Source organism: Corynebacterium sp. HMSC074C11 (genome assembly GCF_001809455.1).
GTDB classification, from domain to species: domain Bacteria; phylum Actinomycetota; class Actinomycetes; order Mycobacteriales; family Mycobacteriaceae; genus Corynebacterium; species Corynebacterium amycolatum.
In genome coordinates, this window is the sequence record NZ_KV797722.1 from 90,300 (window position 1) to 112,241 (window position 21,942).

A 21,942-nucleotide genomic window follows, 5' to 3' on the forward strand; every position below is an offset into this window, starting at 1 on the left:
GGCCAAATGGTTACCCCTGGAAGTTAATAAAAATGAGCTTGCTGGGGAACAAGTGAGGCGGTTCGTCCGACTAATAGAGCATGACTTCAATAGCCACAGGCGATGCCGCTGGAACGCCAGCCGCAAACCCCGTCGCACAGACTCAGAAAAATGGTGGACCACGAGCATTACTGCACCGAATCCATGTCGTTGCAGGCATCCTCGTTGCGCCGCTACTCGTTATTGCAGCTATCACAGGCGTGGCATATGCCCTCGCTCCGAGCATAGAAAAGGTGGTTTACCACGAAGAACTAACTGCAACTTCAAGCCTTCCCGCACAGCCTCTGGAAAAGCAGGTTGAGGTCGCGCAGCGCGTGCATCCTGAGCTGCCGGTGACCGCAGTGCAGGTCCCGGAAAAGCCGGGGCAGACAACGCGAGTCATGTTCAATGATGAGCAGTTGAAGTCGGAGTCCTACCGACATGCGGTGTTCGTCGACCCAGGCGACTTGAGCATCAAGGGTGACCTGGTGCAATACGGTTCCTCGGCGGCGCTGCCACTGCGGGCCTGGATCTCGGAAGGGCACCGCAGGCTCTGGATTGATAGCAACTTTGGTCGCCTCTACTCTGAGACAGCAGCATCCTGGATGGGCGCACTGGCTATTGGTGGCCTCTGGCTCTGGTGGGACCGTTCGCGCCGCAAGCGGACACAGGGAACAAGTAAGAGGGCGCATCATATGCGTCGTCACGCGAATGTTGGTGTGGCGGTCAGCGTTGGACTTTTGTTCCTGACCGTCACCGGCCTGACGTGGTCGTGGGTGGCTGGAACCGGCATCGCAAAGCTACGTGAGACGATGGACTGGTACGCGCCGAAACCAGCTGTGACTGCGACTGCTCCAGCGAATTATGACTGGTCAGAGGCGGATAGTGTTATGAACCTCGCACGTGCCGAGGGGCTGTCCGGGAAAGTCGAACTGACACCACCGGAAGCTGGCACGGTGTGGATGGCCAAGGAAGCCCGCGAGGAATGGCGGATGGGCATTGAGACCGTCACCGTTGACGGGTCGACCGGAGCGATGGTTGACCGGATTCATTTTGCGGACTGGCCGCTGCCGGCAAAGCTGACCGAATGGCTGATTAACGCGCACATGGGAATCCTGTTCGGGTGGGTGAATCAGCTGGTCCTGGCGCTTATCGGTGTTGCTCTGCTGGCAATGATTGTGCGCGGGTACGCCATGTGGTTTGGGCGCGGTCGCGGTGGTCGTCCTGGTAGGCTCCCGGCGCCAACGCGCTGGCGGGACATTCGCCCGGGTGTCGCAGCGGCTGTTGTGGCGCTGTTGATTGCCTACTCGGTAGTTGCACCACTGTTCGGTGTGACGCTCGTTGGCTTCGTGATTATTGATTGGGCCTGGCGGAAGCTCCGGAGAGGTTAGCGTAGGTTCTGTCGCCCTCGGGTTCCCTGTACCTAACGGCGTAGTAAGACCCACAGAAACACTCAGAAGGGTAAACGCATGACGAAGTACTGGGATCACAACGGCAGTATCTACAAAGACGACGGCCAGGAAGATTGGTGCGTTTATAACCCGTCTTTGCGTGATTGGGAGCGCACCCCGCGTGCTAAGGAAGCCTACGACAAGGCAGGCCAAGCCCCGTTCGACCCCATCACCGAGCAGCAGGCACTCGTCGATATTGCAGAGCAGCAGGAACGCTACAACAAAAAGATTCAGGACAAAATCAAGGATCTGCGCGCGAAAATGAAGGCTGTCGGTGCGCAGGCCAGACAGGCTGCTGAACAGCTGTACCCAACCTTTGCCGAGCAATCTGCCGCATACCGCGAGGGCGCGCAGGCCTACAACGAGGGCAAATCTTGGCGCGATAACCCGCATGCCCCCGAGTCAGGTCTAGCCGCCCCGTGGCGCATGGGGTTCAATACCCGCAAGCAGCAGGTAGCGGAGATCAGGGCACAGCGAGCCGCCACTGCGAAACAGGAATTGGCGAAAGAACAAAACTAGGCCCTGCCCGCAAAACGCCCGATCAAAACCTATGCAGCGCCTGCGAGTGTCTGCGCTACGTAAGTATTGAGCGAGACTCCTTCGCGGGCAGCTGCCATTGCCAGTTTCCGGTGCAGTGAACTGGGGATTCGGACGTTGAATCGCCCCGAGTAGGAACGGTGACCGAAGGGCTCTGGGACTGCTTCATCGGAGGCTTCCATATCCATAAGAACCTCAGTAACGAGGTCTCGAAGTTTTTGTTCCGCTTCCGACGAGTTTTCAGCTACCCACGACAGTGAAGGAAACTCCAGTACCGTCGCCACATATTCTTGATCAGGTTCTGACCAGAAGACCTGGTAGGTGTACTTTTCAGCAGGATAAGACATTGTTATTTTCCTTCGAGTAGAAGTTTGTCGACGGCGGCTAGTACTTGATTGACCTGGTAGGGCTTAGCTTTCCCATTTCGGTTTTGAATGTTGACTCGAGGGTCGCCGCGCCACGGTGTTTTGTATGTTTCATGATCGCCCCCGCGCGAAGGGCGTCGTTCGAAGTAAAAGTCGCAGACCTTCTTCAGATCTTGGTAAGAAACGTTGGCGTTTGAAGCGCGCATAGATGTAAGAATTTTTTCTATTTTGTCCCCCACATCTTTGATAGTACCACCTGTAGTACCACTCCGGTCAAAGGGTAACCAGCGACCAAAGCCAAAATTCCCCAAAAATTCCCCAATGCCAACCCCATCCAATCTGGTACACTTAGCAAAACGAAACTCAGGAGCTTGGTGTGCAGTACTTTTTCACGGTCCATGGCCGCAGAGATATCAACGCGTATGACTCTGATGAGGAAATGCACGCTGCCTTTGAACGAATCGGACGCTTCAATCAGAAGCTGCAGGACGAAGGCCACTGGGTTATGTCCGGCGGGCTGGTTCCGCCAGAGGATGCCATGACGGTGCTGCCGGATGGTTCACATAGCGATTTGCCGTATTACAACGCGATGACGTTCCCGTCGGCTTTTTGGATTGTCCAAGTCGCAGATGAGCAAGAGGCCATCAACCTAGCCCACGAAGCCGCGGAGGCGTGTGCGCAGGCCGTCGAGATGCGCGCTATCGCTGAATAGCACGCCGATTAACTCACCGCAGCCCGTGCACCCGGCGCATGATGGTCAACATCGCTTGCGTCGGGATCCGCCGCATGAAGGGCACCGCCACGCTTGCCGACGACCCCCGCGCCACCAGGGCCAAGGGTCGTTCGGCGGCCACCTCGCGCATCACTACCTCCGCAATCTCGGAAGCGGGAATGCCCCCTTCCTCGTTGGCATTCAACTTCGTCAGCATGCGGTGGACATCAGCAGCGTAAACGGAACCCTCATCGCTATATGTCGTCCGACGTGCAGAAATACCGGTGTTTATGGCACCCGGCTCGACAACGGTCACGCCGATACCGAACTGCGCGACTTCACCGCGCAGCGAGAGTCCAAAGCCGCGGATAGCGGCCTTGGTCGCCACGTAGGAAGAACGGTAGGACAGCGGTAACCCGCCGAGCATCGAGCCCACCAGCACAATTCGGCCACGACCGGCCTCGCGCATGCCAGGTAGCAGTCGCTGTAACAGCTCCACCTGCCCCAGAACATTGACCTGGAAGAGACGCTCAAGCGCCTCGCGGGGTAGCTCCTCGAAAGCACCCGACTGGCTCTCACCGGCGTTGGCGACGACGACGTCGTAAGGCCCGTGAGCGACCACAGCGGCGATATCGTCAGCGCTGGACATATCGAGCGCCACCATCTGCACGCCCTCGGGGTGTGGCGCATCGGCGCCTCTGCGGGACGTGCCAACGACCTCGAAACCGGCCTTGACCAGTGCCTCCGCGCATGCCCAGCCGATGCCGGAGGAAGCGCCGGTCACTAACGCACGGCCACCACCTACACTCGGCAGCTTCGGTCCGTGGGTGAGATTCACAAAAGCACCGGTCAGGCCACCAATCATCGAGCCTGCACCGTCTCAATGGTCATGCCGCCAGCGCGGAGACGGCGGGACAGGGCGTCGCCAAGCGCGACAGTAGGAGTGAGCACGCCAGTGGTGTCCGGCAGATCGTCGTGGACGAGCGCGAGGGCGGCGCTGGAAATCATAATCGCGGTGCCTGTGTACCCTGGGTCTTCCTCAAGGGACACCTTGGAACGCCAGTGAATGCCGGAGGTATCGACGGTGTAGGCCTCGATGGTGAAGCGGCCCTCGGCCTGTGCTTCAGCGCTCGGGCCCTCGCCCGGCTTCGGTAGTTTTTTATCAATGAGCTTGGCCGTCGGCCCAAATGCCATCGCCGCCAGCGCCAACCTGCAGACAGCTGCGAAAGCATTCGCGCGCACGAAAGCCCTCGGACCGCGGCCGACATTGAGTAGTTCGCGGTAGCGGAAGGAATCACCGTAATCCGCCAGCATCGCTGAGCGCTGAACAATGCGGGTGTTGAAAGGCGACATGAAGAAGGGGGCTCGCCAGTGGCTGCGGAAGCGCGCCGGGCGCAGGTCGACGCCGAACTTACCCTGGTCGGGTCCCGGCTCAGCCAGCGCGTACTGATCGGCGATGATGCGACGCAGCTTGGGATCCTTCTTGGCCTGTTCAAGCTGAACGCGGACCGAATCGATAGTGCCGCCGGAGACGCCACCCTTGACATGCTTGAACAGCAGGGTTGTCTCACCGAGCTTGGTGTGAGCTGCTTCGTGGAGCTCGCGGACAGCGACATCGGAGGGAATTGAGTCGAAGCCACAGGAGTGGACAATCTTCGCTCCGGTCTGCTGCGCCACCTCGTGGTTGTTTGCAATGGAGTCGTGGACGAACAGCACTTCGCCACACAGGTCGACGTAGTGAGTGCCGGCCTTGGCGCACTCGGCCACCAGGGTGCGGCCGTACTTTGCGTACGGTCCAACAAGGGTCAACACCACCTTTGTACTGGCAGCAAGCTGAGCTACCGCCTGCTGGTCGGCGGCATCCGCAACGATGACCGGCCAGTCCGATACGCCTGCGTTCTCCGCGACGTCGGCAAGCTTCTGAGCATTCCTACCTGCGAGCGCCACCTTTGTCTGACCGGCGTGTTTAGCCAGATAGTCCACAATCAAGCGGCCCACGAAACCCGTGGCACCGTAGACGACAATGTCGTACTCGCGGTCGTGATTGCGACCCTGTGGCTGTGCGGAAGAAGTAGTCATGCCTACGAAACTAATAAAACGAAAGCGATACCGCGGGCGAATTAAAAAGGTTTTTTGGTTTGGTGTATTCAGCGAGGGGTTTGGAGGGAGGGCTAACGTAGGACAAGTGACTAGCGCTAACGAAAACCCCGAACAGATCGAAGGACTGCGGCCAGAAGATCCCGGATTCCGCCGCGCGCTTATCGCTGTGCTTTTCGCCGGCCTGGCATCGTTCCAAGCGCTCTACGCAACGCAGGCGCTACTGCCCACGCTTTCCGACGAGCTATCGGTCGACCCAGCCACCGCCGCACTGACGGTATCCGCCACCACCGGTGGTCTGGCCTGTGCGATTATCCCGGTGTCCATATTGTCCGAACGCTTTGGACGCAGGCGCGTGATCGTCATCAGCGCATTTGTGGCAACGCTGCTGGGGCTCGTGGTGTCAATCGCGCCGGGCATCGGTTCGATGATTGCGCTGCGCCTGCTGCAGGGCATTGTCATTGCCGGTGTTCCCGCAGTGGCTATGGCCTATGTCAGTGAGGAAGTCCACGCCGACCACGTCAGTCGCGTGATGGGGCTGTATATCTCGGGCACGACGGTCGGTGGTCTGCTCGGCCGTATTATTCCGTCCATTGTGCTGGAGTTCGCCTCTTGGCGGATGGCGATTGCGGTCTCGGCGACGGTGGCGTTTGTTTTCGCCATTCTGACCTGGTACTTCCTGCCTCAACAGCGTAGGTTCCAGCCGAAGCAGCTGTCGTTTGCAGGGGAGGGGCAGGCCATAGCGCGGCACTTGCGCGACCCGCGCATTCTCGCGCTGTGCGCCCTGGCGTTCCTGTTTATGGGGTCGTTTGTCTCTCTGTACAACTACCTGGGCTTCCGACTGGGCGATAAGTTCGGGCTCTCCCCGGCACTGGCAGGGTTCGTATTTATTCTCTACCTGTCGGGCACGTGGTCGTCGGCACGCGCGGGCGTGTGGGCGAAGACGGTGAGCCGCCGTCGCCTCATCGCCATTGCGACTCTGGCCGCGTGCGTGGGCTTGGGGCTGGCGCTGCTGCCGTGGCTGCCCGCATTGGTTGTGGGCGTGCTTGTATTCACGGCATCGTTCTTCGTGGCGCACTCGCTGTCCTCGTCCGGCGTGGGGCTGGTGGCGCAGCGCGACCGCGCCGAGGCGTCATCGATGTACCTGTTCAGCTACTATGCGGGCTCATCGATTGTCGGTTGGGTATCCGGCATGGTGTTCAGCCGCTTTGAGTGGGCAGGGCTGATTCCGTGGCTGGTGGCGCTGTCCTTCGTCGCGGGCGCGTGTGCTGTGGCGGGGCTGAAGCCGCGGCGGTAGGGGCAATATCGGCAACATAGCGCATTTAGGCACCGCGTAAAGAACCCTTAATGTAAAAAACAGTGATTTTTTACATTAAGGGTTAGTTTTTAGGGCACTATATGTAAAAAGCATCATGTAAAGAACACCGGGGAAAGAAGGGAGCTCGCCGTGAAGCACTATCCGCTTAAGAGGATCTTCCACATGTCCGCACATGATGCGGAACAGACAGTGGAAGGCGAATACCAGTCACGCAAAGACTCCCCGTCGACGATTCAGTGGCACTTTCCGCTGGGGCAGTGGCCGCTCTTTTGCTGCATTACAAGCGATCTCGCGGCCAAGATTGAAAAGATTCTGTCTCTAGAGCTACAGATCTCACAGTTGTGGAATCGTCTGCCGGGTGCAGCGCGGACTCACTATCTTTTCAATCTGCTCCTGGCCGAGGTGGTAGCCACCAATGAAATTGAGGGAATCCACTCCACACGGCGAGAAGTCGCGGAGGCGTTGGACAACACTTCGGGAACCCAGTACAAGCGCTTCCATGAACTCAGTCAGCTCTATTTCCGGTTGGCCAACGATGAGCGGATTGAGTTTCCGACAACGCTCACAGAAATCCGTCAGCAGTACGATCAGCTTCTCGGCGATGAGATTGCCGCCGAAGATGAGTTAGACGGTGAGCTCTTCAGGGCAGCAACGGTCACGATTACCGATGGGCAACAACAGGTTCATCGAGGTGTTGAAAGCGAAGCTGCCATTCACCAACTCCTCAATGAGTTCCTGGCAACGGTGAATTCCGCAGAGGACAATCGGCTGATTCGAATCTTGGCAAGCCATTTCATGTTCGAATTCGTTCACCCGTTTTATGACGGCAACGGCCGGATGGGACGTTTTCTACTGTCCGTGGCTTTGCGGGAGGCACTCTCGACCGCAACTGCGCTGACTATTTCCCGCCAACTCGCTGAGGATAAAACGAAGTATTACAAGGCTTTTACCACTACGGAAGACCCAATGAACCGGAGCGAAGTCACTTTCTTCGTCGAGGCGATGGCTGATGTCATTCTGAATGCACAGCAGTATTTGCTGGAAGAGCTGCAGATGAAGTCTTACCAGTGCGAAAGGCTTGAACAGCGGATAGCTGAGCTATCTAACTCGCCCGAGCGGGTGCTGCCTGTGTCGCTTACAGGAAACGAGATTGGCACGCTATACGTCCTGGCACAGGGTCGGTTGTTCGGACCCGAATATGGAATCAAGCTCGAACACGTCGCTGACACCGTCGGCAAGGAAAAGCGGACAGCGCGAAAGTATCTCGCCGAGTTAGAGGCGGCAGGATTGGCAATGCCCACGAGCCGCCGCCCGCTGCGATTCCAGCTGGCACCGGCGGGAGTAGATCTCTTAGGCCTTGAACCTGCCGACCATGAATCTGTTTCCGGAGCCTACTTCTGACCCACAATCAGCTCAGTGCCATCGGCCGACAGCGGAGCCTGGCCAGCGGGCTTACGTGAGGGGCCAGAAACAACCTGACCAGTAGCAATATCAAAGTGGGAGTTGTGGTTCGGGCAAATCATCACACCATTGCTGACCTCAGTGATGCGACCATTCTGGTGCGGGCACGAACTGGAGAAAGCGGCGAACTTGCCCTCCTCCGGCTGCGTGACGACGTAATTGCCGATAACCACACCGCCGCCAACCGGAATGTCGGCAGCGTCAACTTTCTCCACCGCAGACTTTGGTGCACAAGCGGCTACGAGTGCGCCAGCTGCAGTGGCGGCAGTTCCCAGGAGGAAACGACGACGGGAGCACGGGGAGACATCAGAACTCATGGCACTGAGATTACCTTCATTTGATTACCTTTATTTTTTATACGAGCGTTCACCGAAGATAGCGCGTCCCACACGCACGGTGGTCGCTCCCTCGGCGATGGCTTCGCGGTAGTCGCCGGACATACCCATCGACAGTTCGTCGAGGCTGACACCCTCCGGCAAATCCCCGAGCAGACTGTCGCGCAGATCGCGCAGCTCCGCGAAGGTCTCGCGGACATTCGGGTCATTCTGGGCCGCGATGGTCATAAACCCGCGCAGGCGCAGGTTCGGGTACTCGCCATCGGGGCCGAACATGCGGACAAACTCCGCTGCGTGGCTCGGCGCCAGGCCCGACTTCTGCGGCTCGCGGGAGACATTGACCTGAATCAGCACATCAAGTGTGCGCTCGGAATCAGCCAAGCGGCGCTGCAGCGCTCCGGCCACCTTCGGTCGGTCCAGCGCCTGAAACTCATCAGCACAGCTGACTAAATGGCCTGCCTTATTCGTCTGCAGTGGACCAATGATGGCCATATGTGGTCCTTTCTCGCTGAAGGCCTCCCGGAATACCTCCGCCTTGGCCACCGCTTCCTGGACGCGGTTTTCCGCCAGGCCAGCGCAGCCGGCTGCCGCGAGCTCCGGCCAGGATTCCACCAGGGCGTCGACAGGCACAGTCTTGCTGACGGGCAGCAGACGGACCTCGGAGGGCTGACGCCCGGCTCGTCGGCAAGCGTCGTCGATCTCGGAGCGAACCTTGCGATAGTTTTCCACGAACATACCTCCCACTCTAAGGCCTGAGTAGGAAGAACTGTGCGGTAGTGTCGAATCATGCTCATGGACAGACTCTCGACGCTTTCCGTCATGCAGAGACGGATCTTGGCAATTGTATTTGGGCTGGTGTCGCTGGTCGTTGTCATCGACTTCATCTATCTTGCGGCAACTGCCTACATGATGGACCTCGAGGTCTTCCAAGACGCCGGCTGGGCGATACGACGAGACCAGGATCTCTACTCCCCAGAGTTTCCCACCAGATCGGGTTTCCGCTTCATCTACCCACCGTTTGCAGCGCTGCTGTTTTACCCGCTGACCTGGGCGGGGCCGGTCACCCTGCAAATCATCTGGACGTTCGCCACGCTGGCGGCGGTGTGGGCGATGCTGTGGATGGTCTTCACTCGTCTCGGCTCTGAGTGTCCGAAGCTGATGGCTACCTGCCTGCTCGGGGTGGTGATGCTGCTCGACCCGCTGCGCGCTAACGTGCTCTTCGGGCAGATCAACGTCTTCCTCGCGCTGCTGGTGGTCTCCGATGTGTTGGGCTTTTTGCCCAAGAAGCTACGTGGATTGGGCGTGGGTATCGCGGCGGGTATCAAGATCACCCCTGCGGCATATGCGCTGGTGTTCCTCATGCGCCGTGACTTTGCGGCCGTGGCCAAGAGCTTCTGCTGGTTCCTGGTGACCGTCGCCATTGGTTTCGCCGTGCGCTTTAAAGAGTCGATTTACTTCTGGACCGATGAGTTCTTCGCCGGCAACCGCGGTGGCGCCCCGGCTTACGAGGCCAACCAGGCGTTCAGTGGTCTGCTCGCCCGCGCCGGGGTGGAGGGCACTGCGCTCGATATTGGCATCTACGGTTTCTTCCTCTTTGGCGCCATCGCTGCCGCTTTCGTGGCGTGGGTCTACCATCGCGATGGCTATGAGGTCGCAGCCCTCGGTTTCGTCGCGCTGGCGGTCAGCTTTGCTGGACCGTACGCGGTCAGCCACCACTGGTCGATTGTCATGGTCTTTGTGCCGCTGGTGCTCTTCGTTCGCGAGATCGGGAACATCGTTGTCGGCACCTTGTTCATGATCGCCCATTGGTGGGCGCCGTACAAGGTCTTCGTGGGCAACGACTTCGGCCATGCTGCGGGCGTGGGGCAGTGGTTCTACGGCAACATGCAGGGAATCATGGGCGGCGTGCTCTTCTTCACCTGCCTGGGCTACGCAATCTACCTCTGGTACAAACCCAGTCGCGTGCGGGCGCAGGCAGCTGCTTAACGACGAGCCTGCTTAACGACGGCGCTTCGTTCTCGCAGTAGCCTGCTCCTCCCACGGGTTCTCCGGCCACGGATGCTTGGGGTAACGGCCCCGCATCTCGGAGCGAACCTGTGCGTAGGCGCCATTCCAGAAACTTTCCAAGTCTCCAGTGACCGCGAGTGGTCGCTGAGCCGGTGACAGTAAGTGCATTGTCACCGGCTTTTCCAATACCTGCGGGGTCTCCGCCAGGCCAAAGCACTCCTGCAACTTCACAGCCAGGACAATCTGCGCCTCTTCGTCGGTGGGGTCCTCCGGGTACTCCAGGCGAATCTTAGAACCGGATGGGACCTCCAGGCGTTCGGGCACCAGCCGGTCGAAGTCCGTGGCCTCCGGCCAGGGCAGCAGGCGGCGGAGGTGCTCGGCATCCAAAGTCGGAGGGGTCGGGCGGTCCAGCTCGCCAGCGAAGAGGAGCTCGGCCTGGGCCGCAAGCCCTGCGGGGGAGACATCCGGCCATGGGGCACCGCGATGAGTGTGGAGAAAGGCCATGCGGCGGCGGAGCTGTTCGGTGTCGCGGTCGAGGTTGGGGCTGGCGTCGGCAAGCGTGCCGGCAAGCCAGGTGGAGTTGGCGGCAATGCACTGCTCGGGCGTCGGGGAGACCTGGCGGGAGGACAGCTCGATGGCGCCGAGCAGGTCGCGCTCACGGGCGCGAACGCGGCCCTGTTCGACGCGCGCCGTGGTCTCTGTGCGGGCGAGGTGGCCGGCGGTGAGCATGGCAATTTCCAGGTCGATCGCCTCGCCGTCGCGGATTAGCGCGCCGCCGTGGGAGAGCCGCGAGATGTCGGCGGCCGCGATCCACTCGTGGCCGTGCAAGTCAGAACCGCGGGCGAGTTCCGCTGCGGTGCCGCCGGTGAAGAGGTATTTGTCGGAGTTCGCACTGCGCCGTCGCCCGATGAAATCCGGCCAGGCCAGGGCCGTGACCAGCGCGGGGATGTCCGAGGACAGCAGGTTGGCGGGGGCTTCAGTATCCAGCTCAATGCGGCGCACCTGCTTGGCCAAGCCGCGGGCATCGGTGAGTTTCTCCACCGCGCGTGCGACCGCGCCGGCGTGCTCCGGCATCATGGCCGTGGCGGTCAGCAGCGCGCGTCCCATGCGTGGATGCACCGGCAGGGTAGCCAGGGTGCGTCCGAGCTCCGTGATGTCACCGGCCTCATCAACAGCACCCAGGCCAGCGAGAATGCGGTTTGCAGCCTCCGTGTGGTGGGGTGGTGGGGTGTCGAGAAGCCTGAGTCCCTGCATCCCTGGCGTGCCCCACGCGGCGGCGTCGAGGAGCGCTTGGGTCAGGTCGGCGACCTCGATTTCCGGCGCGGGCCAGGCGGGAAAGGACGCGAACTCCGACTGAGAGACGCAGCGCACCACGATGCCCGGGCCCTCACGTCCCGCACGGCCCGCGCGCTGGTTCGCGGAGGACTGCGCACACGAGCTGGTGACCAGGCCGGAGAAGCCACGCGCGATGTCGAGTCGCGGCCCGCGCGTGAGGCAGGCGTCGACAACGGCGCGCACGCCCGGCACGGTCACGGATGATTCCGCAATCGCGGTGGACACAATCACGCGCCTACCGTCCGCTTGTCGACGGAACACGCGGTCCTGCTCTTCGGAGCTCTGCTGGCCATGCAGCGTTAGCACTGTCGCATCTGAGGCGTCGGCGATATAGCCTGCGCAGCGTTCCACCTCGCGGATCCCGGGGAGGAAAACCAGCACATCACCGGCGGCTTCCTCCACCATTGTCCTGGTCTGCGCTGCCACGTGCTGCAGGAAATCGTCGGTCACACCGCGCGCATCCAGCCGCTGTGGGAAGGGCGAGTAGCGAATATCCAGCGGGTGGATTGCCGCCTCCGCCGCCACAATGGGAGCCGGGGTGGAGCCACCGAGCAAGGCCGCGAACTTCGGTGCGTCCACCGTCGCAGACATAGCGACAAGGCGCAGGTCATCGCGGATATCCCGCAAGTCGCGCACCATCGCCAACACCAGGTCGGTGTCCAAGCCGCGCTCGTGCACCTCGTCGATGAGCACCGCGCTGGCATCCACGTCGCCGTCGCGCAGCAGTCGACGCAGCAGCACACCGGGAGTGACAAACTCCACGCGGGTGGCGTGGGAAACTTTGGCGTCGCCACGCACCGAGTAACCAACTTCCCCACCGAGCTTCGTGCCCGACAGTTGGGCCAACCGCCGCGCCGCCGAGCGCACCGCCACGCGCCGGGGAGCCGTGACTACAATGCGTCCGCCTAGGGTGTTGGCCACCGCCGGTGGAACCAAAGTGGTCTTGCCGGTACCCGGTGGGGCCTGGACTACTACGTCGTGGTCGCGCACGGCGTCGGCAAGCGAGGCGAGCTGCGACGCGAACGGCAGGCCTGCAGAAATGTTCTGCAAATTGAACTGGAAATCGGTGCTCATAGAACTGGTAGTAACTCCGGACAGGCGGGTAAAGTGCCCGCATATGCAGGACTTATCTCGTTTTGGTTGGCTTTCAGTGGGGGCGGCGGTCGTCACCATCGCGCTGAAGTTTTGGGGCTACACTCTAACCGGATCGGTGGGCCTGCTTTCCGACGCGACGGAGTCGATTGTCAATCTGGTTGCGGCAGTTGTCGCAATTATCGTGCTCAAGGTTATCGCGCGGCCCGCGGACCGCGACCATGAGTTCGGCCATTCCAAGGCAGAGTACTTCTCGGCCGGGCTGGAAGGTGCCATGATCTTCGTGGCGGCGGCGGCGATTATTTATGTCTCTATCGAGCGTTTGGTGCACCCGCAGCCGATTGAGCAGATCGGCCTGGGCCTCATCGTGACCGTGATTGCCTCGGTGGTTAACGGTGCGGTGGCGCTGATTCTGCTTAGGGCCGGGCGTCAGCATAACTCCCTGGCGCTGACCGCCGACGGCAAGCATCTTATGACCGATGTGTGGACCTCCGCCGGTGTTCTGGCGGGTGTGGCTCTGGTGTGGATTACTGGCCTGTGGTGGCTCGACCCGATTATCGCGCTGGCGGTGGCCGTAAACATCCTGGTCACCGGTTTCAAGCTGCTGCGCGATTCCGGTAACGGCCTGATGGACAAGGCCATGGAGGGCGAGGACCGCGTGGCGGTGGACGAGATTTTGGCCTCGCACCGCAATCGGAGTCGGGGCATTGACGTTCACGAGATTCGCACTCGTGTGTCGGGGCATCAGCAGTTCATTGAGTTCCATGTGCTGGTGCCGGGCGCGTGGAGCGTCGAGCGCGGCCACGATGTGCTCACTGCGATGGAGGATGAGCTGCGGGAGCGCTTCCCGGGTGTGCATATTTCCTCGCATCTGGAGCCGATCGAGGACGAACGCGCCTATGGGGATGTGCAGTTGTAACGCGCGTGAGGCAGCTCGTTAGAGGCTAAAAGAACGCGCAGTACCCAAAGTGAGCCAAATTCCACGAAAGCGCTGAAAGTGATGAGCCTTACACTTTAAGATTGTGTATACAAAATCATGCACTTGTTAAGTCCACTCGAAGGAACTGCATAAATGACCTCCGAAGCCTCAACCACTTCCACTGGAATTAGCCGTTTTTCCGCGAAGAGCCCGAAGTTGCCGGAGCCGTGCCCTCGGCAGGACATCATTATCCCGGCTAATGACCGCGTCCTGCTGCGCGGAACCATGTTCCGCCCGAAGGAGAACCCAGAGAACATTCCCAACGGCATCATCACCGTTCACTCCGGTACCGGTGTGCCGCAGGGTTTCTACCACCGTTTCGCTGAGACCGTGGCAGAAAAGGGCTACGGCGTTATCACCTATGACTACCGCGGAATTGGCCAGTCCGCTCTGAAGACTGACCAGAACAATGAAGACATCCGGATGTCGGACTGGATTACCAAGGATATTCCGGGTGTGATCGAGTGGGCCAAGGAGACCTACCCGGACGTGCCGCACTTCGCTGTCGGCCACGCGGTTGGTGGTCACGGCATCGCCTACGCCGGCTCCGAGGGCACCTATGACGCAGCAGCGCTGGTCAACTGCCGCGGTATGCGTATTTCCAAGGTGCCGTCCGTGGCGGGCAAGGTCCGCGCATTCTTCATCTTTAACATTCTGGGCCCGATAAGCGGTTTCATTACTGGCCACATTCCGGCGTCGGCGTGGCGTCTGGCTGTTGAGCCACCGAACGGTGTCATGCGTCAGTGGGCGCGCTGGGCTCGCAAGGAAGGCTACTTCTTCGACGATTCCGAGTTCGACTTTGCTAATCGCTTCTCCAAGGCTCCGCAGCCGTTCCTGTCCATCCGCGTTCCGGATGATTACTGGACTGAGGAGTCCTCGGCAGACCTGATTACCAATGTGATGAGCTCTGCTGAAAAGATTGAAAAGCGTCAGGCTCAGCCGGCTGGCGGCAAGGGTGTGGGGTACGGTGGTTACTTCCGCTCCGGTCACGAGAAGGAGTGGGACGAGCTGCTGGACTGGTTCCAGACCAACAAGGACTAAGTAGGAGGTTTCATGGCGATTGCCAAGGTGGAAACGCCCTTCGGTGCGCTTGGAATCGCCACCTCCGCTCGCGGGGTCGTCGAAGTCAATCTCTTAGGTCCCGTGCTTGACGACGACCCCAGCGCCGCCGACCCCGAAGCGCAGGCGGTGGCGGAACTGGCGGCGCAGCAGTTCCGCGAGTATTTTGCCGGGCAGCGCCGTGAGTTTGCGCTGCCGCTGGACTGCGACGTATTCACGCAGGATTCTTTCCGCGCTCGTGCTCTGACCGCACTGCGCGATGTGCCGTATGGCCAGGTTGTGACCTATGGCGAGCTTGCCGAGATGGCCGGCTCACCCCGTGCCGCCAGGGCTGCCGGGTCGGCCTGTGCCACCAATCCGCTGGGTATTCTGATTCCCTGTCACCGCGTGGTGCCCGCCAGTGGGGGAGCGGGATCTTTCGGTGCCTATGCCGGTGGCCGCGAAATGAAGCGCTGGCTACTCGAACTCGAAGGTTGGCCACCCGCTAATCTCTAATGCATGACTTCACATTCTCCGCGCGACCAGTTCGCCACCGAATTTGAGAACATCGTCCGCAACCGTCGTGCCACACGCGTCTATGCGGACGAACCTCTTGACGACGCTGACGTGCGCCGCCTCCTGGAGCTATCTTTGGAAGCTCCCAGCGCCTTTAACATTCAGTCCCGCGCGATTGTGCGTATCGAGGACCCTGAGGTGCGTCAGAAGGTAGTGGAAGCTGCCGGTGGTCAGAAGCAGGTTGCCAATGCGCCGCTGCTACTCGCTTTCATTGGTGAGCCGACCGGCTGGAAGCGCGGTATTCCGCGCCTGGTTGAGACCAACAAGGCCACTGGCCTGTGGGACGAAGTTGCCGCCGCTGAGCGGGAGGCCTCGATGACCTCCTTCCATGAGGCCCGCGAGAAAAAGGGTCTCTCCCGCGAGTTCGCAATCCGCGACGCCATGATTGCCGCTTCTTTCGCTATGGTCACTGCCAGCGCCTTTGGTTGGGCTAGCTCCCCGATGACGGGCTTTAGTGAGCAGAAGGTCAAGGAAGCTATCGGTGCCGGTGACACCGATGTGGCGATAGCGCTGTTGCTGGCCATCGGTGTCCCGGGTGAGTTCCCGGCTCACCCGGGCCGTTTCGAGTTCGAGCAGCGCGTCTACACCGACCGCTACGAGGGGTAGCAGCCCTACAGCGCGAGCGCTACCTCGACGGCCTGGCGGATGGCACGCTTTGCGTCCAGCTCAGCGGCCACGTCTGCACCGCCGATGATGGTGACATTGGAGTTCTCGCCGGTGACGCTTTCGCGATCCTTGTCGCCCAGGCAGTCCAGATTGGATACCTGTCCAGTACAGACAATCACGTTGTCAACTGCGATGACCTGTGGCTTTTCATCGATGGTGATGTGTAGACCCTCGTCATCGATACGGTTGTAGGTGACGCCGGTGTACTGCTTGACACCGGCCTTCTTAATCTCCGCACGGTGAACCCAACCAGTGGTCTTGCCCAGGCCCTTGCCGATGCGGGAGGTCTTGCGCTGCAGCAGGTGCACCTCGCGCTCGACCTCAAACTCCTCAGCCGCGCCAGAGACCGTGCCCGGCTTGGTCAGACCCGCGCGGAACTCCGCTGGGTCACCGACGCCCCAGGCGTCCTTCCAGGCCTCGATGGTCTGGTTCGGCTTGCGCGTGAGGTACTCACACACGTCCACACCGATACCACCAGCACCGATGACGGCCACCTTGTTACCGGCCTGCTTCGCACCCGAGAGCAGCTCGTCGTAGCGAATGACCTTCTCGTGGTCGATACCGTCAATGCCCGGGATTCGTGGGGTGACACCCGTGGCCACAATCACGTGGTCAAACTTGGTCTTGAGCTCGTCGACGTCGGCACGCGTGTTCAGGTGAACCGGAACTTCGAGCACCTCCAGGCGACGTGAGAAGTACTTCAGCGTCTCGCCGTAGTCCTCCTTGCCCGGAATCTGTGCGGCGAGGTTGAACTGGCCACCAATCTGATCGGCGGCCTCGAAAATCTCCGGCTGGTGACCGCGCTGAGCTGCGGCTTCCGCGAAAGCGAGTCCAGCCACACCAGCGCCGATGACGGCGACGCGCTTGGCCTTGTCCTTCGCAACCGGCACGGATACCAGCTCGGTTTCGTAAGCCGCCTTCGGGTTGACCAAACAGGTGGAGCGCTTGGCCGCGAAGGTGTGGTCCAGGCAGGCCTGGTTACAGGCGATACAGGTGTTGATCTGGTCAGCTCGACCATCGCCCGCCTTGATGGCGAAGTCCGGGTCAGCCAGCAGTGGGCGGGCCATGGAAATCAGGTCCGCATTGCCGTCAGCGAGGATCTTCTCCGCAACCTCAGGGCGGTTGATTCGGTTGGAGGCTGCGACCGGGACGTCGACAAGCGAACGGAGACGACCAGTCAGATCCGTGAATGCGGCGCGCGGCACGGACGTAACGATGGTGGGGACGCGTGCTTCGTGCCAGCCGATGCCGGTGTTGAAGACATCGACGCCAGCCTCGACCAGACGCTGCGCGAGTTCAGTGGTCTCGGACCAGGTCTGGCCGTCTTCCACCAGGTCAAGCAGCGAAATGCGGTATTGAAGCAGGAAGTCCTCGCCCACTTCGGCGCGAATGCGGCGAACAATTTCGATGGGCAGACGCATGCGAGCCTCGGCGCTGCCGCCCCAGTTGTCCGAGCGGTGGTTAGTGCGCTCGGCCAGGAATTGGTTGAGCAGGTAACCCTCGGAGCCCATAACCTCAATGCCGTCGTAACCAGCGCGTTTCGCGAGCTTCGCGGCGCGGACATAAGCGCCAATGGTGCGTGAGACATCAAAGCCGGTGAGGCGATGAGCCTTAAACGGGCTAATCGGTGACTGACCGGTATTGGCGGAGCGAGCCAGCGGGCTGTAGCTGTAACGACCGGCGTGCAGCACCTGCAGCACGATGTGGCTGCCGTGGGAGTGCACGAGGTCAGTAACGCGGCGGTGATTGTCCGCCATGCGCTTCGACGCCATCATCGAACTGGCCGGAGTCAGCCAACCCTCGATGTTGGGAGCATAACCGCCGGTGACGATGAGTCCCACGCCACCTTCGGCACGCCGACCCAGATAGGCAGCCAGCTTAGGGATATCACGGGTGCGATCTTCCAGACCGGAGTGCATTGAACCCATGATGATGCGATTGCGCAGAGTTAGAGGACCGACGTCGAGAGGGGAGAGAAGATGTGAGAAGTGAGGCTGGTCAGACATGCAACCAGTATCGCGGTTTTAACGGCTGTGCATGCGGTGAATCGGAAAAATTTTTGCACAGTTTTATATACGTTTCACGTGGAACATCAGGTGTAAAGCACACGCAGTCTTCGGCGGAGGAAGGTGTCCTATGACTACAGTCGGGGATATCAGTAGACGCATGTAGCAAGGAGTTGAGCCCTCATGACCTCTGAAACTTCAACTAATGGCAGGAAAGTAGCTGTAGTTACCGGTGCTTCTTCCGGTATTGGTGCAGCCACTGCCAAGCAGTTCGCAGCTGAAGGTTTTCGCGTTGTGTTGGGAGCCCGCCGCGAGGACAAGCTCGAGGCTGTCGCGGAGGAGATCCGCGCTGCCGGTGGTGAACCGACAGTCTACAAGGTTGACGTCACCTCTGACGACGATGTGGTGGCGCTGGCTAAGGCTGAACCGCGTGTCGACGTGCTGGTAAACAACGCCGGTGGTGCCTGGGGCATGGAGTCGGTTGAAGGCGCTGTCGAGGAAAAATGGCGTTGGATGTACGACGTCAACGTGCTGGGCACCCTGCGCGTCACCCGCGCACTGCTGCCCGCACTGAAGACCACCAGCGGCATTGTGCTCACCGTCGGCTCGATTGCCGGTCGCCAGGTCTACACCGGCGGTGCCGGCTACAACGCCGCCAAGCACGCTGAGCGCGCCCTGGTGGAAGTCCTGCGTCAAGAGGTTGCTGTCGATGGCGTGCGCGTCACCGAAATCGATCCGGGGCGCGTCCACACCGACTTCTCACTCGTGCGTTTCGACGGCGACGAGACCAAGGCCGCAGCGGTCTACGACGGCGTTGAGTCGCTGACCGCCGATGATGTTGCCGACATCATTGTGTTCGCGGCCACCCGCCCGAATCGCGTCAACATCGACTTCCTGCAGGTGACCCCCATCGACCAGGTGGGCGGCGCGAAGCCGAAGAAGTAAAACCGACTACGTAGAGGAGCCGTATATGAGCATCGATATTGCCGCTGATACCAAGATTGCCCTGGTCACGGGCGCAAGCCGTGGTATTGGCCTGGCGGTCGCTAAGGATCTCTCCCGTGATCACCACGTCATTGTGGGCGCTACCAGTGCTGAGTCTGCTGAGAAGGTGGCGTCGCAGTTGCCGTCGGCAAGCGTATTCGTTGCTGACCTGGGTGATGCCGACGCCGTAAACGCGGAAGTGGCAAAGCTGTTGGAGGCGCTCGGTGGGCGCGGGCTGGATGTGCTCGTGCACTCGGCGGGTGTGTACGTCGATGGGGACGTGGCGGAGGTTTCGCGTGCGGACTGGTCGCGGATCATGGACATCAACGTCGTCGCCGTCGCCGACCTGACCCGCCAGCTGCTGCCGGCGCTGCGCAAGGCGGAGGGCACGCTGGTGACCATCAACTCGGGCTCGGGATTCCGCGCTTCAGCTGGTACTTCGCCGTATGCGGCGTCGAAGTTCGCGCTGCGGGCCTTCACCGATGCGCTGCGCGAGGAAGAGCGTGGCGCGGTACGAGTCAGCTCCGTGCACCCCGGACGCGTCGATACCGATATGCAGGTTCAGCTGCAGTCGAATTGGCACCGCGATGATGCGGATTGGCGTTACGACGGCACGAAGTTCATGCGGCCTGAATCGATCGCAGCCGCAGTACGTCTGGCCGTTGATACCGGAGCGGATGCCAACGTGGATGAAATCCAGGTGCGCCCGCGCGGATAGCCGGTGGGCACACTTTCGTGTACAGGCTTCTTACTGAGCGTCCAGGTTCAGGCGCTCGTGCATTGCCTTGACTTCGCGCGGGACAACCTTGCCGATGGCGTTGCGCGGCAGGGAGTCGACGAAGAAGACGCGGTCCGGAGTGGAGTGCTCGGCCAGAGTTTCGCGGACGTACTCGCGCAGCATGTCCTCGGTGAGGTTCTTGCCGGCCTCATTGTCCTCGCGAACAACGTAGAGGAACAGGTCAGCGAAAATCTCGTCGTTTTCGTTGCTGCCGTGGCAGAAGACGTCGGCGATGCCCGGCACCGGGCCGAGAATTTCTTCGACCTCGCGTGGGAAGACGTTCTCGCCGCCCTTGATCACCATGTCGTCGGAGCGACCACAGATGTACAGGTAGCCGTCCTGGTCGATACGGCCGAGGTCACCGATCTGGAACAGGCCATCGACGGTGGTGAACTTGTCCTTCTTGTTCAGGTAACCGATGAAGGAGAGCTCCTGAGCGGTGTGGATCATGCCAACCTCACCCGGCTCGACTTCCTTGCCGTCGTCACCCAGGATGCGAACCTTGGCGCCAATTGCCGGTCGACCTGCGGAGTCCGGGCGAGCTGCGAGGTCCGCGCCGGATGCGATGGAGCACAGGCCGGCCTCGGTGGAGCCGTAGAAGTTACAGATAACCGGACCGAAGCGGTGAGTCAGCGCGGAGACGAGCCAGCCCGGGATGGCGTTACCAGAGGAGACGATGAAGCGGAACGGGCCAATCTTGCGGTTCGGCTCCTCATCCAGAACGTCCTTAATCTGGCGCAGGAAGAAGGCCGCGGAAATCATGCCGTTACAGCCGTACTGCTCACACTGGTCAACAGCCTTCTTCGGGTCGAAGACACGCATGGTGACAATGGTGGAGCCGGTAGCCATGCCAATCAGCACATTTGCCCAGCCCCAGGCGTGGAACATGGATGCGGACTGGTGAATGACCATGTTGCGGCGCCACGGAATACGCTCGGCGATTGCACCCACAGTTGCCGGTGTCTTCGGCTCATTGCGCAGGACACCCTTCGGGATGCCGGTCGTGCCGGAGGACATGATGATGATGCGTCCCTGCTCCGGCTTCGGATCTAACTTGGCGTTCGATGTACGACCTTCTTCAATGAGGTCTTCCATGAACAGGAAGTTCTTGCCTGCGTTCTTGCGGGTCTCCGGCTTGGTCACGGAGGTAATAACGACGGTGACATCGTCGAGGTCTTCCGGCAGATTGCCCAGGAACTCGTCATCGACGAACAGGAACTTGGCCTTATTCTGGTCAACGACGCCGCGGATCTGAGTCGGGCCGGAGCCGATATTCATCAGCATAATTTCGGAGCCGATGAATCCTTTGATGGCCATCGGCAGGATGATGCCGCGGCCGTTACGTGCGATAACGCCGAAGCTGGACTTCTGGGTCATGCCACGGTCTATCAAGGCGCGAGCCAGGGCGTGAGAGTTGTCGAGCAGCTGAGAATAGGTGAGTTCACCGTCATCGTCGACAAGGGCGAGGCGATCCGGGTAGCGCAGCGCACTCATGGAAATAAGGCTGGCGACGGAGAACTTCAAGCGACGCAGGTAATCGAGGATCTTCGGCGCCGTCTTCGGAGTCATGTACAGGGCGCCGGTACGCAGGAGTGGTGGAATCGACTGGGCAAAAGCCTTGATTTGGAGCCCAAGTGGTACTTCCGGAGCCTTCATTTCAGCTGCCATGGGTGAGAATCCTCCAAGATGATGGACAAGCGACTAATAGCGTCAAGCGACTCTCCAGTCACATTGACACCATCAACCACGATAGTGCGATTTTGTAACAACCAGACTTTAACAAACCTGTGCCGCGTCAAAAAGTAGTTTCGACAAAGAAATGTGAAAGATGCGCAAGTAGTGTGCGCAGTGCTTTATGACGGATACCTTTTTCGCGAACGGACTCGAGGATACAGTGTTATCAAACGGTTATAAACCGATGGAAAGTGGCAAACGTAACGAAATGATAACACTGTGGTAACGATATCAATTCCGATATTGACCTATATAACTCTATGAACCCAGGGGTTTTCGGTTGGTTTGTTTGAGGGGAGTGGGCCGTGAGTGAATGGCGGTCGCCCCCAGAAATTAGGGGCTAGGATTCTTCAGAAAAACAGAAACGTTCGCGACTAGGAGGGGCGGGGGTTGCGAGCGCGTAGCTAAATAGGTGACATATTCGCCGGCTTGAGCCTAGAAGTGTGGTGTCGG

Annotated in this window: 20 protein-coding genes; 12 read left to right on the forward strand and 8 right to left on the reverse strand. The window is 60.3% G+C overall.

Going from position 1 to position 21,942, the window contains the following annotated elements; translation table 11 throughout:
• The first annotated feature begins 80 nt into the window (after nt 1-80).
• Both HMPREF2614_RS01815 and HMPREF2614_RS01820 read left to right on the forward strand, forming a co-directional pair.
• On the forward strand, nt 81-1,409 hold the full coding sequence (locus HMPREF2614_RS01815) for a PepSY-associated TM helix domain-containing protein (protein WP_070559954.1): 1,329 nt from the start codon (nt 81-83) through the stop codon (nt 1,407-1,409).
• Between the two features lie 78 nt (nt 1,410-1,487).
• The gene (locus HMPREF2614_RS01820; RefSeq protein ID WP_070431850.1) at nt 1,488-1,988 is read left to right on the forward strand and encodes a hypothetical protein; all 501 of its coding nucleotides are present in this window, start codon (nt 1,488-1,490) and stop codon (nt 1,986-1,988) included.
• A 29-nt stretch (nt 1,989-2,017) separates the two neighbouring features.
• On the opposite strand, the gene HMPREF2614_RS01825 is transcribed toward HMPREF2614_RS01820, so the two are convergent.
• Nucleotides 2,018-2,353, reverse strand: coding sequence for a type II toxin-antitoxin system HicB family antitoxin (locus tag HMPREF2614_RS01825; RefSeq protein WP_038627166.1), 336 nt, complete (start codon nt 2,351-2,353; stop codon nt 2,018-2,020).
• A 394-nt stretch (nt 2,354-2,747) separates the two neighbouring features.
• Here HMPREF2614_RS01825 and HMPREF2614_RS01835 point away from each other — a divergent pair, with 394 nt between their 5' ends.
• A complete protein-coding gene (locus tag HMPREF2614_RS01835) occupies nt 2,748-3,083 on the forward strand; it encodes a YciI family protein (RefSeq protein ID WP_038627170.1) in 336 nt (111 codons plus the stop codon).
• Between the two features lie 13 nt (nt 3,084-3,096).
• Here the strand turns inward: HMPREF2614_RS01835 and HMPREF2614_RS01840 are convergent, their stop codons facing one another.
• Nucleotides 3,097-3,948: an SDR family NAD(P)-dependent oxidoreductase gene (locus tag HMPREF2614_RS01840; RefSeq protein ID WP_070559956.1), complete on the reverse strand. Its 852-nt coding sequence runs from the start codon at nt 3,946-3,948 to the stop codon at nt 3,097-3,099.
• Nucleotides 3,945-5,162 (reverse strand): saccharopine dehydrogenase family protein, encoded by a 1,218-nt coding sequence (locus tag HMPREF2614_RS01845; protein ID WP_038627174.1) that lies wholly within the window; start codon nt 5,160-5,162, stop codon nt 3,945-3,947. Before HMPREF2614_RS01845 ends, HMPREF2614_RS01840 begins: the two co-directional genes overlap by 4 nt.
• Nucleotides 5,163-5,268: 106 nt before the next feature.
• Here HMPREF2614_RS01845 and HMPREF2614_RS01850 point away from each other — a divergent pair, with 106 nt between their 5' ends.
• On the forward strand, nt 5,269-6,477 hold the full coding sequence (locus HMPREF2614_RS01850; RefSeq protein WP_070559959.1) for an MFS transporter: 1,209 nt from the start codon (nt 5,269-5,271) through the stop codon (nt 6,475-6,477).
• 183 nt (nt 6,478-6,660) lie between these two features.
• Complete coding sequence (locus HMPREF2614_RS01855) at nt 6,661-7,899, forward strand: Fic family protein (protein WP_222867365.1); 1,239 nt, start codon at nt 6,661-6,663, stop codon at nt 7,897-7,899.
• Here HMPREF2614_RS01855 and HMPREF2614_RS01860 read toward each other — a convergent pair.
• Together HMPREF2614_RS01860 and HMPREF2614_RS01865 are read right to left on the reverse strand one after the other, a co-directional pair.
• Complete coding sequence (locus tag HMPREF2614_RS01860) at nt 7,890-8,276, reverse strand: Rieske (2Fe-2S) protein (RefSeq protein ID WP_016421777.1); 387 nt, start codon at nt 8,274-8,276, stop codon at nt 7,890-7,892. The genes HMPREF2614_RS01855 and HMPREF2614_RS01860 overlap by 10 nt on opposite strands.
• A gap of 30 nt (nt 8,277-8,306) precedes the next feature.
• Nucleotides 8,307-9,029 carry a YggS family pyridoxal phosphate-dependent enzyme gene (locus tag HMPREF2614_RS01865; protein ID WP_070431854.1) on the reverse strand — a complete coding sequence of 241 codons (723 nt, stop codon included), beginning with the start codon at nt 9,027-9,029 and terminating at the stop codon, nt 8,307-8,309.
• Nucleotides 9,030-9,086: 57 nt separating this feature from the next.
• Here HMPREF2614_RS01865 and HMPREF2614_RS01870 point away from each other — a divergent pair, with 57 nt between their 5' ends.
• Nucleotides 9,087-10,280 carry a glycosyltransferase 87 family protein gene (locus tag HMPREF2614_RS01870; RefSeq protein WP_246815661.1) on the forward strand — a complete coding sequence of 398 codons (1,194 nt, stop codon included), beginning with the start codon at nt 9,087-9,089 and terminating at the stop codon, nt 10,278-10,280.
• 12 nt (nt 10,281-10,292) lie between these two features.
• Here HMPREF2614_RS01870 and HMPREF2614_RS01875 read toward each other — a convergent pair whose 3' ends face one another.
• Nucleotides 10,293-12,710, reverse strand: coding sequence for an ATP-dependent RNA helicase (locus HMPREF2614_RS01875; protein ID WP_070431856.1), 2,418 nt, complete (start codon nt 12,708-12,710; stop codon nt 10,293-10,295).
• Nucleotides 12,711-12,753: 43 nt separating this feature from the next.
• On the opposite strand from HMPREF2614_RS01875, the gene HMPREF2614_RS01880 reads away from it, so the two are divergent.
• The 4 genes from HMPREF2614_RS01880 to HMPREF2614_RS01895 all read left to right on the forward strand — a co-directional run bounded on the left by HMPREF2614_RS01880 (nt 12,754) and on the right by HMPREF2614_RS01895 (nt 15,927).
• Entirely contained in the window at nt 12,754-13,647 is an 894-nt protein-coding gene (locus tag HMPREF2614_RS01880) for a cation diffusion facilitator family transporter (protein WP_016421781.1), read from the forward strand.
• Between the two features lie 153 nt (nt 13,648-13,800).
• Nucleotides 13,801-14,748 carry an alpha/beta hydrolase family protein gene (locus HMPREF2614_RS01885; protein ID WP_038627187.1) on the forward strand — a complete coding sequence of 316 codons (948 nt, stop codon included), beginning with the start codon at nt 13,801-13,803 and terminating at the stop codon, nt 14,746-14,748.
• Between the two features lie 12 nt (nt 14,749-14,760).
• Complete coding sequence (locus HMPREF2614_RS01890) at nt 14,761-15,261, forward strand: methylated-DNA--[protein]-cysteine S-methyltransferase (protein ID WP_048731960.1); 501 nt, start codon at nt 14,761-14,763, stop codon at nt 15,259-15,261.
• A 3-nt stretch (nt 15,262-15,264) separates the two neighbouring features.
• Nucleotides 15,265-15,927 carry a nitroreductase family protein gene (locus HMPREF2614_RS01895; protein ID WP_070431857.1) on the forward strand — a complete coding sequence of 221 codons (663 nt, stop codon included), beginning with the start codon at nt 15,265-15,267 and terminating at the stop codon, nt 15,925-15,927.
• A gap of 5 nt (nt 15,928-15,932) precedes the next feature.
• Here HMPREF2614_RS01895 and HMPREF2614_RS01900 read toward each other — a convergent pair whose 3' ends face one another.
• Nucleotides 15,933-17,993 carry an oxidoreductase gene (locus HMPREF2614_RS01900; RefSeq protein ID WP_070559963.1) on the reverse strand — a complete coding sequence of 687 codons (2,061 nt, stop codon included), beginning with the start codon at nt 17,991-17,993 and terminating at the stop codon, nt 15,933-15,935.
• 183 nt (nt 17,994-18,176) lie between these two features.
• Here HMPREF2614_RS01900 and HMPREF2614_RS01905 point away from each other — a divergent pair, with 183 nt between their 5' ends.
• Both HMPREF2614_RS01905 and HMPREF2614_RS01910 read left to right on the forward strand, forming a co-directional pair.
• Complete coding sequence (locus HMPREF2614_RS01905) at nt 18,177-18,938, forward strand: SDR family oxidoreductase (RefSeq protein WP_070559965.1); 762 nt, start codon at nt 18,177-18,179, stop codon at nt 18,936-18,938.
• Nucleotides 18,939-18,963: 25 nt separating this feature from the next.
• The gene (locus HMPREF2614_RS01910; protein WP_038627199.1) at nt 18,964-19,695 is read left to right on the forward strand and encodes an SDR family oxidoreductase; all 732 of its coding nucleotides are present in this window, start codon (nt 18,964-18,966) and stop codon (nt 19,693-19,695) included.
• 30 nt (nt 19,696-19,725) lie between these two features.
• Here the strand turns inward: HMPREF2614_RS01910 and HMPREF2614_RS01915 are convergent, their stop codons facing one another.
• On the reverse strand, nt 19,726-21,423 hold the full coding sequence (locus HMPREF2614_RS01915) for an AMP-binding protein (RefSeq protein WP_038627201.1): 1,698 nt from the start codon (nt 21,421-21,423) through the stop codon (nt 19,726-19,728).
• Between the last annotated feature and the right edge of the window lie 519 nt (nt 21,424-21,942).